General features: G+C 40.2%; 11 protein-coding genes. 9 read left to right on the top strand and 2 right to left on the bottom strand.

Going from position 1 to position 14,606, the window contains the following annotated elements; translation table 11 throughout:
* The first annotated feature begins 7 nt into the window (after positions 1-7).
* From IGL24_RS08475 to IGL24_RS08465, 3 genes are all read left to right on the top strand, one after another.
* Positions 8-1,126 carry a LuxR C-terminal-related transcriptional regulator gene (locus IGL24_RS08475; RefSeq protein WP_207700224.1) on the top strand — a complete coding sequence of 373 codons (1,119 nt, stop codon included), beginning with the start codon at positions 8-10 and terminating at the stop codon, positions 1,124-1,126.
* Between the two features lie 51 nt (positions 1,127-1,177).
* Complete coding sequence (locus IGL24_RS08470; RefSeq protein WP_207700223.1) at positions 1,178-1,708, top strand: hypothetical protein; 531 nt, start codon at positions 1,178-1,180, stop codon at positions 1,706-1,708.
* A 66-nt stretch (positions 1,709-1,774) separates the two neighbouring features.
* A complete protein-coding gene (locus IGL24_RS08465; protein ID WP_207115291.1) occupies positions 1,775-3,484 on the top strand; it encodes a response regulator transcription factor in 1,710 nt (569 codons plus the stop codon).
* Between the two features lie 136 nt (positions 3,485-3,620).
* On the opposite strand, the gene IGL24_RS08460 is transcribed toward IGL24_RS08465, so the two are convergent.
* The gene (locus IGL24_RS08460) at positions 3,621-4,136 is read right to left on the bottom strand and encodes a DsbA family protein (RefSeq protein ID WP_207115292.1); all 516 of its coding nucleotides are present in this window, start codon (positions 4,134-4,136) and stop codon (positions 3,621-3,623) included.
* A 301-nt stretch (positions 4,137-4,437) separates the two neighbouring features.
* Between IGL24_RS08460 and nifJ the strand changes: the two genes are divergently transcribed.
* The 4 genes from nifJ to glmM all read left to right on the top strand — a co-directional run bounded on the left by nifJ (position 4,438) and on the right by glmM (position 11,697).
* Positions 4,438-8,118: a pyruvate:ferredoxin (flavodoxin) oxidoreductase gene (gene nifJ, locus IGL24_RS08455; RefSeq protein ID WP_207700222.1), complete on the top strand. Its 3,681-nt coding sequence runs from the start codon at positions 4,438-4,440 to the stop codon at positions 8,116-8,118.
* A 161-nt stretch (positions 8,119-8,279) separates the two neighbouring features.
* Entirely contained in the window at positions 8,280-9,164 is an 885-nt protein-coding gene (cdaA, locus tag IGL24_RS08450) for a diadenylate cyclase CdaA (RefSeq protein ID WP_010735241.1), read from the top strand.
* Entirely contained in the window at positions 9,161-10,318 is a 1,158-nt protein-coding gene (locus IGL24_RS08445) for a CdaR family protein (RefSeq protein WP_206856003.1), read from the top strand. Before cdaA ends, IGL24_RS08445 begins: the two co-directional genes overlap by 4 nt.
* 23 nt (positions 10,319-10,341) lie before the next feature.
* Entirely contained in the window at positions 10,342-11,697 is a 1,356-nt protein-coding gene (glmM, locus tag IGL24_RS08440; RefSeq protein ID WP_206856006.1) for a phosphoglucosamine mutase, read from the top strand.
* Between the two features lie 73 nt (positions 11,698-11,770).
* Here the strand turns inward: glmM and IGL24_RS08435 are convergent, their stop codons facing one another.
* Positions 11,771-12,730 (bottom strand): helix-turn-helix domain-containing protein, encoded by a 960-nt coding sequence (locus IGL24_RS08435; RefSeq protein ID WP_207700221.1) that lies wholly within the window; start codon positions 12,728-12,730, stop codon positions 11,771-11,773.
* A gap of 95 nt (positions 12,731-12,825) precedes the next feature.
* Between IGL24_RS08435 and IGL24_RS08430 the strand changes: the two genes are divergently transcribed.
* Together IGL24_RS08430 and IGL24_RS08425 are read left to right on the top strand one after the other, a co-directional pair.
* Positions 12,826-13,755 carry an ABC transporter ATP-binding protein gene (locus IGL24_RS08430; protein WP_429968432.1) on the top strand — a complete coding sequence of 310 codons (930 nt, stop codon included), beginning with the start codon at positions 12,826-12,828 and terminating at the stop codon, positions 13,753-13,755.
* 1 nt (position 13,756) lies between these two features.
* Complete coding sequence (locus tag IGL24_RS08425; RefSeq protein WP_207700219.1) at positions 13,757-14,515, top strand: ABC transporter permease; 759 nt, start codon at positions 13,757-13,759, stop codon at positions 14,513-14,515.
* Positions 14,516-14,606: the final 91 nt, after the last annotated feature.

Here is a 14,606-nt window from a genome sequence, read left to right as displayed (position 1 = left end):
CTCTATCATGGAAGAAGCGCAGAAAAGTAAGAAACGAAAAATCGATGAACTGTACCCGACAAGACTACTGAAAGAAAAGCGTGATCAATCCATTTATCGAGAGTTAGTATCAGGTCGACTGGAAAAAGACATTATGGAGAAGTATCAAATCAGTAGAGAGCGTATATACGCAGCCAAGAAAAAGTTCGCTATCCAAGAAGTCATTCGACAGAAAAGGCAAAAAGCAATTGCTTATCGATTGAATTTGACGGTTGAACAAGTTCGTAAATATCGGAATGATTATATTTATACATCGTTGGCAAAAACAGGAGATGTCGCATCATTGGTCGCTGAATTACAGATGAGTAAAGAGCAAATTTTAAAGATTCGTGATAAAAGAATTGCCAATGAATTGATAAAAGGTTTGAGTTTCGAAGAAGTAGCAAAAGATGCACAGTTACCGATCGATAAAATTCGTTCGATCAGAGACGAACAAATCATCGAACGATTGAAAGAAGAACATCCGGAGGAAATTGCTAGAGATTTCAATTTATCCATGGAACAAGTATATTTGATCAAGCAACGTTCCTTGAATTCTAATAGTGAAATCAGTGATTCCTCTATAACGATCAAAGATCTCTTGGAACAATTAGAAGAACGAAAAACGAAGGTACTAAGTTTACTTGAAGAAGGAAAAGCGACAAAAGATGTGGCACAAGAATTAATGATCAGCCAAAGAACGGTCATTGATATCCGCAATCGTGAAATCGAAAAATCATTCGAAAATAAGCAGGATGGTAAAGAAATCAGTCAGCGGTTCCATATAGAAATCGAAGAACTCTATCGGCTGAGAGATGTTCGTGTATTGATGCAAAATGATCAAGGAAAGACAAGCACTTTTCTTTCAGAAAGATATAATGTGTCTCGCTCCAGAGTCGGTTCAATCGTGAGTAGAAATAATTCTTCGAGTAAAATCAAACGTACGAAAGCAAGTTCTCAGAAAATCCCCGATATTTCGACAGTATCTGAAGAGAAGAGACAAGAGATTTTGAAGCGAATCAAAGAAACTGACATAACGAAGACGCTAGGAGAAGAGCTAAAGGTGATCGTTCCACTGATTTATAAGGTGAGAAATGATGAGATTTAAAAAAAACTGAACCGTGGTGAACATATCCAAGGGGTTGCTGATGAATTCAAAATGAATATCAAAAATGTTCGCGAAGTAATTTTTCGAGGGAATTTGGCCGAATTTCCAAATATCAAGCGTCGGACATTAGATTATTTAACACCTGAACAAGCGAAAGCAATTAGAAATTACATCAATCGCAGAATGTCGATTAGAGAAATCTCCGAAGCGCTAGATATCAAAGCCTCCTTGATCAGATCGGTGCAAACCAAAATGAAATCTCAAAAAGGAACATTCAAGATGAAACACCGTGTTACAAAGGAACAAAAACAGCAGATCATGGAAGATATCAAGCACATGAATACATACATGAATTCTGCTAAATCAGGCGTTAGTGAGTCGACGATCCGCGTTTTGACTACTAGATGCCAAGAAATCAAGGGGAAAGAAATCCAAGAAAGACGAAAAATAGAAAATATACAAGCACGAAAAAAGGTTCAAGAATTAATGGTAAAAGCGAAACAAGAAGCGAAAATAGGTAATATCAAGAAAATCATTCAACAAGCAAAAAACGAAAAAACAAAACGAGTCGCACAGCGGTAGTAACACAGAAAAAGGAAAGAAATTAATTCTACGCATTCTTTTTTCAAAAGAAGGAGGGGAACACCAATGGATGAACAATCAAATACAAAAAAAGCAAAGAAAAGAAACAGAGAGTCTAAACCACAAGCGGAAGCGAAAATGCAATTCGTATTAGAGGATTTAAGAAATGGGAAAACATCCCCGTACATCATCAAGAAACATCAATTGACCAATTGGCAAATAAGATATATTAAAAGAAAGCATATCTTGCAACAGATTAAAAAAGGTGTCCATATGGAGGAGATTTCTCACCAATTGAATATGCGGATCGATGATATTCGTGGGGTGCGTAATGATTATATCAACCAGCGTTTGAAAGTAAAGGAACCAGTGGCTTCGATCGCTGAAAAAGTTCAGATGGAACCCAAACATATTCTAGCTATCCGAAATCGGACAATTGTGGAAAAACTTTTGCAAAAAGTGAGTCCCAGAAAAATCGCACATCGCTGGCGCTTGTCTGAGAATGACGTGTCGAGGATTCGTGAACGATCTATCTTAAAACGACTCCGAGACACACATCCAGAAGATATTGCAAAGGCCTTTCGTCTATCCGTTGCAGAGATCGCAAGTATCCGACAAAAAAATGTCCAACCTTCTGAACCAAATGAAACATTGACCAAAGAAAGCAAAATATGGCTAAAAAACATCAAGGAGCAGGAAAAAGAAGTTCTCTCAAGAATAGAGCGAGGAGAGACGACAAGAGACATTGCGAAACAATTGAAAATGAATCAACGGATTGTTAATCGGACACGTATTCGTCATATTGAACAAGCTTTTGAACGAAAAGACGCAATCGAAGAAATCAGTCGTAGATTTTATACGCCAAAAGATGAATTAAGAAAAATTAGGAATCAGCGGATCTTGGTCTATCGGGAGGAAGGAATCCAATCAGATACTATAGCGAGAAAATTCAATATGAAGATTCATACAGTTCAACGTGTCGGTTTTCTTAATGGTGTGCAAAAACAGCCGAAAAAAAGAGAGAAAACATATACTAAGAATGATGGGAAACCCTTATCTTCTATTCCGGTTGATACATATACAAAGTTTAAAAACGAATTAAGCGCAGGACGTTCGATGAAGGAGATTACAAAGACGCTAAAATTAAAACCAGGTAAATTATATGAAATCAGAAATCATTTGGTTTTGACTAAACTCAATCAAGGTGAAAAAACAGAAGACGTGGCGAAACGATTCAAGACAACGGTGGGCAATATTTATCAAATCACGCTTCATGCGGATCTGACTAAGTACCCCAATATCAAACGACGTACGAACGGTTATTTATCAGAGGAACAATCAAAGGCGGTTCAGGGATTGATTCGAGCAGGAAAAACAAACCGGCAAATTGCTAATTTGCTTTCTGTGAAAGAAACGTTGGTTGTTAGTAAGAGACGATCCATGAAATGCAAAACAAGAATATCCGACACGAAGCGAAGAATCACAGACGAACAAAAGTTAGCGATCTTAGCAGAAAGAGGTCGTTTGGATACAGCTGCCAATTCCATCAAACATGGTGTAAGTGAAAAAACAGTTCGTGTCATAGAAAGTCAGAATGACGAAAAGAGGGTCAAAGTCATCAATGAACGGAAAAAAGATGTGGAGAAATTAAAAAAATTCAAACAAATCGAACAGGAAATCAAGCGACGTTCAAAAATCGAGAACATCAAACGAATACTCCAGGAAAAACCGCAACAATTTCGTTCAACCAAACATACTTCTTTGCTCCAACGTTAACAATTAAAAAATGAGACTGTAGCTTGTCATCGAATGAAGTATTCTTTAGATGGCTCCTCAAAAAAACAGACCCAAAAGCGAAGTTGCTTTGGGTCTGTTTTTTGATTTGAATTTCAACCGTAAGTTGGATAATGTGTTATTTCACCAATTCACTCAATTCTTCTTGGCTGATCGATTCATCAAAGATGTGGTCATCGATGATCACAGTTGGAACGAATTGGATGTGCGCAGCATTTGCTTCATCAATGATCGCTTTGGTTGCGGCTTTATCTTCTTGTTCAGTTAAGCCAAGCGTTTCAGTCGCATAGTCAGCGATACCAGCTAGATCAAGTTGTTTCCATTCGTCTTGTGCGTCAAATATCGCCTTGATTTGTTTTAATGCTCGTTCTCCGTCCGTCGTTGTGATATGGTGGTGCATCACATTTCCTTTTTGTAAACTTGGCTTTTCTTTGTCGAATAATTTGATGATTCGTAGCAGTCTTCCAGATTGAACTGCTTCTTCTAAAACATCGAAAGATTCGTTAAACCATTGGCGACAATAAGGACAAGCGAGATTGACAAATTCGATCATTTTTTTGGGCGCATCTTCGTTTCCATATCTAATTCCAGTCGTCGTATTTGTTTTTGTTGCATTAATAATTGAAATATCCATATTTTAAACACCTCTTTCTTCTATTGTAATAATTTTGTACCAAAAAAGACAATGATTTGTTCAAAAAATAGAAAGGTGTGCGGTCAGATATTCCTTCCTGTGTAAAAGTTGTCTATGGGCAAGGCTCTAAATAATAAAATGCAAAAGCTTTTTCCAAAGTGTCGATCTTGTTAATCAAATCGAAGTGCTTCTGTTATCACCTCATCATGTGATTTTTCTTTCAAAATAAGGAGGTTTTCTTGGTTCGTTTACGGTATAATGGTAAAGATAATTTAGATAAATTGAGCAAAGGTGATGAAACATGCGAAAAATGAAGACAATGGATGGGAATACAGCAGCTGCCTATATTTCTTATGCCTTTACTGAATTAGCAGCAATCTATCCAATTACGCCTAGTTCAACAATGGCTGAACTTGTTGATCAATGGTCTGCTTCAGGTAAAAAAAATATTTTTGGACAACCAGTAAAAGTCGTGGAGATGCAATCCGAAGCGGGAGCCGCTGGTGTCGTTCATGGGTCATTGAAAACCGGTGCATTGACAACAACGTATACTGCTTCACAAGGATTACTATTGATGATCCCGAACATGTATAAGATAGCTGGCGAACTTTTACCGAGTGTCTTTCACGTAGCTAGTCGAGCAGTGACAACGAATGCACTGAATATTTTTGGCGATCATGGGGATGTGATGGCTGCTCGGCAAACAGGATTTGCGATGCTTGCAGAAAGTAGCGTACAAGAAGTAATGGACCTTGCGCCAGTCGCTCATCTTGCTTCTTTAGAAGGAGAGATCCCGTTCGTCAACTTTTTCGATGGCTTTCGAACGAGTCATGAGATCCAAAAAATCGAGGTGTTGGAGTACGATGAACTAGCCCCATTGATCGATCAAGAAAAATTACAAGCATTTCGTGAACGTGCGATGAATCCAAACCAACCGACGACTAGTGGAACGAATCAAAATTCTGATATCCACTTTCAACAACGAGAAACAATCAATCAATACTATGATCGCTTGCCTCAAATCGTCAAAAAATATATGGATAAAATCAATGAATTGCGAGGGACTGCGTACGACCTCGTCACTTATTATGGTGCAGAAGATGCAGAAGAAGTCATTATCTCTATGGGTTCAGTCGCGCAAACGATCCAACAAACGGTTGATCATTTGAATCGAAACGGACGAAAAGTTGGTTTCTTGAATATCCATTTATATCGTCCATTTCCAATCGAAACATTGATCGAAAAACTGCCTAGTTCGACAAAAGCACTGGCTGTCTTAGACCGTAGCAAGGAGCCGGGAGCTGGAGGGGAACCTCTATTACTAGATGTTCAAAGTGCGTTATATGATGCAGAACGTCATCTGAAAGTCATTGGTGGGCGATATGGGATCGGCTCAAAAGATGTCACACCTGATCAAATCGTTGCAATCTACGATGAATTGAAAAAAGAAAAAGTTGAGATGAAGAAACGATTTACAATCGGGATCATTGATGACCTGACCTATCGTTCTCTTGAAGTAGGACCGTCTCTTGATTTGACAGAACCGAACACCTACCAAGCAAAATTCTGGGGATTTGGTTCTGATGGGACTGTTGGCGCGAATAAGTCAGCGATCAAGATCATTGGTGACCATACGGACAAATACGCCCAAGGTTATTTTTACTATGATTCAAAAAAATCAGGAGGCTTGACTGTTTCTCATTTACGTTTTGGGGATACACCGATACGTTCGACTTATTTAGTGGAGCATGCGGATTTCGTCGCTTGTCATACCCCTGCTTATCTTCACAGCTATGATTTAGTCAAAGGGCTGAAACCAAAAGGCACGTTCTTATTGAATACACTTTGGTCAGATGAGCAATTAGCCACACATCTACCGACTCATCTCAAACGGTATTTAGCAGAAAATGAGATTCAATTTTATACGATCAATGCGATGCGTTTAGCCCAAGAAGTCGGTTTAGGTCGACGGATCAATACGGCGATGGAAACGGCATTTTTCAAATTGGCGAATATCATCCCTTTTGAAGAAGTGTTGCCTATTTTGAAAGAGGAAGCCGTGAAGAGCTATGGTCATAAATCAAAGACGATCGTTGAAAAAAATATCCATGCGATCGATCGTACGGTGGAACTGTTGCACAAAGTCGAAGTACCTGCTGAATGGGCAACGTTAGAGCTCCCTAAAAAAGAAACAAACGCACAAGATCGCTATGTTAGAGACATCCTTGAACCAATCAACGCGCAAGAAGGAAACCAGCTTTCGGTCAGAACTTTGGCAGAAAATGGTATGACGCGAGGCGACATGCCTTTAGGAACAGCAGCATACGAAAAACGCGGAGTTGCCTTGGAAGTTCCAGAGTGGATCAGCGAACGCTGTACGATGTGTAATGAATGTTCGTTCGTTTGTCCACATGCTGCGATCCGGCCATTTTTAGCAGACGAAGATGAGCTTGAAGAAGCGCCAGAAGGATTTATTGTTCGAGAAATGCGTGGACCAGATGGATTGAAATATCGTATCCAAGTTTCTGTTGAAGACTGCACAGGTTGTGGCTTGTGTGTCGAAGCGTGTCCAGCAAAAGGCAAAGCGCTAGTGATGAAGCCGTATGAAGAGCAAAAGAAACAAGCGATGAATTGGGCGTTCGCCATGACGCTAAGACAAAAAGAAAATCCAGTCAAAGGTAAAAACACAGTGTTATCAACACAGTTCAACAAACCATTACTTGAATTTTCAGGTGCTTGTTCTGGCTGTGGCGAAACACCTTATGTGAAATTATTGACGCAGATGTTCGGTGATCGGATGATGATCGCCAATGCTACAGGTTGTTCGTCGATTTGGGGCGGAGCCGTACCAGCTTCACCATTTACCACGAATGATTGTGGGCAAGGGCCAGCTTGGTCGAACTCATTATTAGAAGATAATGCTGAATTTGGTTACGGGATGCTTTTAGCTGCTCAAACAAGACGAGAAGCATTAGCGGAAGCAATGAAAAATGTCATGCCAAAAGTTTCGGCAGAATTACGTCAATTGATGGAAGATTGGTTGACTCACATGTTCGAAAGTGAAGGAACACAACAGCGAGCGGCAAAATTACGGGCAGCAATCGAAACTGAACTGCCAGAGCTTCCTGAACTACAAGCGATCTATCAAGAAAAAGATTTGTTTGTCAAAAACAGCCAATGGATGATCGGTGGCGATGGTTGGGCGTATGATATCGGCTTTGGTGGGATCGATCATGTGTTAGCAAGTGGAGCAGACGTCAATATCTTGGTGATGGATAATGAAGTCTATTCCAATACTGGCGGACAAGTCTCCAAAGCAACACCAGCTTCCGCCATCGCAAAATTTTCGGCGAATGGAAAATATGCGTCGAAGAAAGACTTAGGCATGATGGCGATGACGTATGGCAATGTGTATGTTGCACAAATCGCTTCAGGTGCAAACCAAATGCAAACGATCAAAGCATTTGAAGAAGCGGAAAAGTTTCCTGGACCGTCATTGATCATTGCGTATACACCTTGTATTGCTCATGGCTTATTAGGGGGCATGAAAGAGTCGATCAAAGAAGCAAAAGAAGCAGTAGCTTCAGGCTATTGGTCGTTGTATCGTTATAACCCTAAGTTGCTTACAAAGAATAAAACACCGATGACGTTGGATTATAAAAAGCCTGACTTTACAATGATGGCTGATTTCATGCGCAAGCAAGTCCGTTTTTCATCCCTCGAAACGATCCATCCGCAAGCAGCGGAACAATTATTCGACAAAACGATCCAAGATGCGAAAAAACGCTTTTATAATTATGCTGCGATGACTGGTCAATTAGAAAAGATCAAAGCCAAAATCGAGCCAGAAGATGTTATTGATAAGCCAGAAGTCGAAAAAACCAGAGTCAAAAAAGAGCGGACGATCGACCCAGAAGCAGAAGCTAGACGAGCGGCTAGACGAGCAGCTAGAGCAGAGCGAAGAAAAGAGAAGGATCAATAAAGCAATTGGTCTAAACAAAACAACTTTTTAGTGAATGAACAAAAAATGTAAATTTCTTGAAAAAATTGATTTTTGTTAGGAAATTCCAAGCAGATAAGTCTCATCTGGGGAAACATATGATATACTAAAGAGGAAATCTCAAAAGAGAAGAGAGGCTGTCTATGTCATTTCAAATCGGAGAACTTTTTAACTTAGATTATTGGCGACAAATGTTTTCCGGTGACTTGTTTTCTCAGAATTTTTTGGTGAACATACTCGATGTGTTGGTTGTATGGTATTTAGTTTATAAACTCATTCAACTATTGCGAGGAACAAAAGCAATCCAATTGCTTAAAGGGGTAGGGATTTTTGTTGTTATTCGGATCTTAGCCGAGATCATTGGTCTACATACCTTATCTTGGTTGATGAACCAAGTGATCACGTATGGTGTGATTGCGGCTATCGTCATTTTTCAACCAGAGATACGGCGTGGATTAGAACATCTCGGACGCAGCTCACTTTTCAAACAATCAAAGAGTGAGAAGCAAGAAGATGAACAAATGATCCTTTCTTTCGACAAAGCGATCCAGTATATGTCTAAACGTAAAATCGGTGCATTGATCACGATCGAACGCCATACAGGTTTGGATGAATATATCGAAACGGGGATTGCTTTAGATGCCGATATCACTGGCGAGTTACTGATCAATATTTTTATTCCGAACACACCATTGCATGACGGTGCAGTAATTGTAAAGGATGGAAAGATTGCAGTAGCCAGTGCCTACTTGCCTTTATCAGAAAGTATGTTGATTCCGAAAGAATTCGGAACCCGTCACCGTGCTGCTGTCGGAGTCAGCGAGGCAAGCGATGCAATCACGATCGTTGTCTCAGAAGAAACAGGAGATGTCAGCATTACGTTGGATAACCAATTGATGCCTGGTTTATCTCAAGAAGAATACTTGACGATTTTAAGAAAAAACTTGATCGTTGAAGAAAAGAACAAAAATAAAAATACGCTCCAAACCTTCTTAGATGTGATGACTAAGGGAGGGGATCACAAATGATCTCAAAAGAGAGGCGTAAAAGTATCTTATATGCGTTTGTTGCGTTATTATTCAGTATTGTGCTATATTTCAATGCCAATGGCCAATCTGTCCAAGATACTCTATCAGGAAATGAAGCTTATACGCAAAACGTTTCTGATGTGTCAGTCCAACTTTTGTATGACACGGATCAATATTATATCCATGGCTATGAAAGTACCGTCACAGCCAAGTTATCCAGCGCCAATCGTGTGCAGCTGAATGCAGAAGCGATGGAAGACACAAGGATGTTTCGAGTGACAGCAGATTTGACAGATCTTGGAGAAGGGACGCATGAAGTGCCGCTGAAAGTCAGGAATCTGAGCAGTGCGGTCAAAGCAAAACTTGATCCAGATACCATCACTGTAACGATCGAGAAAAAAGTGACAAAAGAATTTGATGTCACACCATTACTTGAAACGGAAACGACGCCAGCAGGATTTGAATTGAATGATGTTGAACTATCGCCTAAAAAAGTGTCGGTCACGACCGGTGATCAGACACTGGAAGAGATCCAGCAGATCGTTGCAAGAATCGATCCTGCGATGATCACTGATGATGGGATCGACACGAAGGTCACGGTCCAAGCATTGAATAGTGCCGGAGAGCCTTTGAGTATCGTCTCAGATCCAGTCCAAGTCACGGCGAAAGCTACGGTAACGAAACCAACGAAAACGGTTCGACTTTATGGGACAGCACAAGGAACTCCTGGCAACAACGTGGAGAGTTATGATTTCAGTTTTTCTGACATTGAAGCAGAAGTCACTGGTTCAGAAAGTCAACTGGCCCAACTGGGAAATAGCATTACGATACCGATCGACATTTCTGGCATCGTTCACCGTACGACAAGAAAAATCGATATACCGGTAGAAAGTGGCGTTAGTATCACACCAGCTTCGATCGATGTAGAGATCACACCGGTCCTACAAAGAGACGATGGGAATACGAACCGTTCAAGTTCAGACGAAAGCTCAGCTTCAAGTGTGGAATCTACACCAGCAAACTCTTCGTCATCGACGACACGTCAGTCGGAAGAGACGCAGTCAACATCGAGTGAAGAGACGAGTGAATCATCAAGCGAGACGACAGAATCAAGTAGTCAACCGAATAGTCAAGAGGATTCATCGGAAAATTAAGTTAAAGGAGCAAATTTACAGTTATGGGTAAATATTTTGGAACGGACGGTGTCCGTGGAGAAGCGAATAAAGAACTAACACCGGAATTAGCCTTCAAATTAGGGCGTTGCGGCGGTTATGTACTGAGCCAACATGAGAAAGATGGAAAACGTCCACGTGTATTAGTTGGACGTGACACAAGAATTTCAGGTCAAATGCTCGAAGAAGCGTTAGTTTCTGGTCTGTTATCTGTCGGGATCGAAGTTTTTCAATTAGGTGTGATCTCTACACCGGGAGTGGCTTACTTGACACGATTGCAAAAAGCTAGCGCAGGTGTCATGATTTCTGCTTCACACAATCCAGCTCAAGATAACGGCATCAAATTTTTTGGTGCAGATGGATTTAAATTAGATGATGACCAAGAATTAGAGATCGAAGCATTGTTAGATGCGGAAGTTGACGAATTGCCAAGACCTTCAGCTGAAGGCTTAGGCACAGTCGAAGAATTTCCAGAAGGTCTATTGAAATACTCACAATTTCTAGTACAAACGATCAATGGCGATCTATCAGGCTTAACTGTCTGTGTGGATGCCGCAAATGGGGCTACAGCAACATCTGTCAACCGTTTGTTTGCTGACTTGGAAACAGATTTCTATACCATGGGAACAAATCCTAATGGCTTGAATATCAATGATGGGGTGGGATCAACTCATCCAGAGCGTTTAGCAGAAATGGTCGTCGAAAAAGGAGCAGACGTCGGTCTTGCTTTTGATGGCGATGGCGACCGCATCATTGCAGTGGATGAATTAGGGAACATTGTAGATGGCGATAAAATCATGTTTATCTGTGCGAAGTATCTAGCGGCGAAAAACCGTCTGAAAAAAGATACGATCGTCACAACAGTCATGAGTAATCTTGGCTTCCATAAAGCAGTTGAAGAAATCGGCTTGAAAGATGTCGTGACCCAAGTAGGTGACCGCTATGTCGTGGAAGAAATGCGCAAAAATGATTACAATTTTGGTGGCGAACAGTCTGGTCATATGATCTTCTTAGATTTCAATACTACTGGAGACGGAATGCTTTCAGGGATCCAATTATTGAATATCATGAAACAAACCGGCAAAAAGCTATCAGAATTAGCGGCTGAAGTAACGATCTACCCACAAAAATTAGTCAACATCCGAGTAAGCAACAAAAATGGTGCGATGGAAGTTCCTGCAATCAAACAAGTCATTGAAGAAGCAGAAGCTGAAATGGCTGGTGAAGGACGTATCTTAGTTCGACCTTCTGGAACAGAACCGTTATTACGTGTAATGGCAGAAGCACCGTCGGATGAAAAAGTAAACTACTACGTTGACAAGATCGCAGCGGTTGTCAAAGCTGAGATCGGAATCGAATAAAACATACGATGCAAAAGAGAATCAATCCTTAAGTGGAGTTGATTCTCTTTTTTTATGTTCAAACGAAGGACGCTTAGTAATTTTTCACATCAAAAAATTCACCAAATAACGGATCATTGACAATGATTCCCGGAAATTTATTTGTTAGGATGAGTTGTTTGAATTTCCGATAGCCTGTTAACGACTTGAGCATACCCAATGTTTCTAAATGATTCAGTGATTGGTCCATCAATCGATGAGCAAGCGCCAGATCATCTTCTAAAAATGCGATCCAACCCTCGTAAAATGGCATGAAGACGGCTTGTTCAATCCGTTCTTCTTCAAAGATCAGTGTTTTCCATAACTCAAACGTATCTTTGGCATAAGCGACTTCTTTTAATAAACAAAAGACCGAAAATATCGTTGGAAAAGTTTGATAGAGAATATCCTTGTTTCCTGAGATTTTGGCAAAGCGTTGGCCTTTTTTGATGGCAAGTTTCAAACAGCGAAACAAAAGAGCAGGTTCCATTCCGACAGCGATTCGGGTAAATAATTTCAGCTCATAAACGCCCCAAGTCTCCGTATTCAATAAATAGTGCTTTGCGGAATCTAAGTAGTGGCTATGCTTTTGGTAGGATGTCAAGAGAGGCGTGCCTTCGATGATCCCCTTTTTCATGGCTAGATCAAAACGAAACAATTGTAACAAATGATCCAGTTCTAAAGAATAGTTGTCCTGATAATAGTTCTGTAATTCATGATACTTTGCTTCTAACTTTGCCCACTCTGTGATGGAATTGATATCCATATATTCGACATATTCGATAATTTCCAGCTGAGAAGCAGAAAAGGTGTTGCCAGTTTGTATCCAGATAAATTCATCAAAGGTCACTTCTAACTTCGACAATAAGCGATGAAATCTCTCGCATGAAATCGTTGTTTTTTCATTTTCGAATTGAGAAAGCAGCGACATCGAAAGCTGATCATCGATTAGTTCTTTGAGTAAGATTCCTTTACTTAAGCGGATCTCTTTGATTGTTCTTCCATATGTTTTCATAAACACACCTTCTTTTTCAATATATTGAACTGTAAGAAACCAGGAATGAAATTTTTTATATAGTTAAATTATCTTATAGAAACGAGGAAGAAGCTATGGAAAAAAAGAAAAAAATCGAGATTATCGATCTGAAAAAAAGGTTTGCTGAAAAACAAGTACTAAATGGAGTTGATTTTACAGTTGAACGTGGAGAAGTTTTTGTGCTTTTAGGATCTAATGGAGCAGGAAAAACGACACTTGTCAAAATGTTGACAACGATCCTGCCATTTGATGATGGTCAAGCTTGGATCAACGGGTATGATTTAAAAAAAGAGAGTGCTAAGGTGCGAGAAACTATTAGTTTGACAGGACAATTTGCAGCAGTGGATGAGCTGTTGACGGGCTACGAAAACATGAAAATGATCGCTGAGCTTCGCCATGTGAAAGAGAAGGAAAAGGTTGTCGAGAATCTATTAGAACGGTTTGATTTACAAAAACATAGCCAAGTCCTAGTTAAAAATTATTCAGGAGGGATGCGTAGACGTTTAGATATCGCCATGAGTTTTATCGGTGACCCTCAAGTGATTTTTCTCGATGAACCGACAACAGGCTTAGACCCACAAAACCGCATCGCCACTTGGCAACTGATCAAAGAAACAGCGACAGCAGGACGTACGATTTTTTTAACAACGCAATATCTGGAGGAAGCCGAGTATCTAGCAGACAAAGTGGCGATATTACATGAAGGTAAAATTATTTTGAATGCTACACCACAAGTAATTAAAAACACATATGACAGCCAATCGATGGCAATCAATGTGTTGACAAAAAGTGATTTTTATCAACTTTCAGCACATTTGGATCATCGATTATTATCAATGGATGAAGAAAAACTTTCTGTGACTGTCAATGTAGGGAATGCTTTCAACGATTCGGTTGATCTTCTAGACGAATTAAGACAACTACCGATCACGATCACTAATTTCCAGCAGAGAAATGCCTCATTAGAAGATATCTTCTTAAAGCTAGTACAAGGAGGAGTTTAAAATGAAAACCATCAGCGAAACGAATACATTATTTAAACGGAATCTGAAGTTATCGTTGCGAAGCTTAGAAACGGTCATGAGTGGACTATTGACGCCGGTACTGTTGATGTTGCTCTTTGTATATGTACTTGGCGGAGCCATGGATGTGGGGGAGTTGTCTTATGTTGATTTTGTTTTACCGGGTGTATTAGTCCAATGCATTGCTCAAAGTTCCTCTGTTGTGGGGATAGTGGTAAATCAGGATGTACATTCTGGTATGGTCGAGCGACTCTTGACGCTGAATTTATCAAAGTCAGCATTTTTAAATGGTCATGTATTCGCGGCTGCGCTTCGAAGTGTGATGAGTAGCTTCGTCGTTTTACTAGTGGCTTGGCTCATTGGCTTTCGTCCCAATGCCGATCTTGCGGAATGGCTAGTTGCTTGGCTGCTGATTTTTTGTTTTATTCTTGCATTTACTTGGATCTCGGTTTTGTTTGGATTATTAGCAAAATCAGCTGAAATGGCCAGTTTATTCACTGTATTGACCACCGTATTACCCTATTTAAGCGCTGGGTTTGCGCCGACTGACAACATGCCTACAGCGATACGTCTGTTTGCGGAATATCAACCGATGACACCAATCATCCAAGCGCTACGAGGGTTATTGTTAGGTTTGCCAAATCCACCATTAGTACAGGCGTTTTTGTGGAGTATTAGCTTGATTTTTATTTTTAGGTTCTTAGCGATAGTTGCTTTCAACCGACGTGTGAGAAAGAAGTAGTTCATTTTCTTGTTAAAAAAATCCCTGCAAGAAACGGTAGTGCATTTCTTACAGGGATTTTTGAACGGTATTTATTTAGCAGTAGTAAGCG

The sequence above is a fragment of the Enterococcus sp. DIV2371 genome (assembly GCF_050498525.1).
GTDB classification, from domain to species: Bacteria; Bacillota; Bacilli; order Lactobacillales; family Enterococcaceae; genus Enterococcus_B; species Enterococcus_B mangumiae.
The sequence above is the reverse complement of the archived record's forward strand: the minus strand, read 5'-3'. Positions and strand labels throughout refer to the sequence as shown.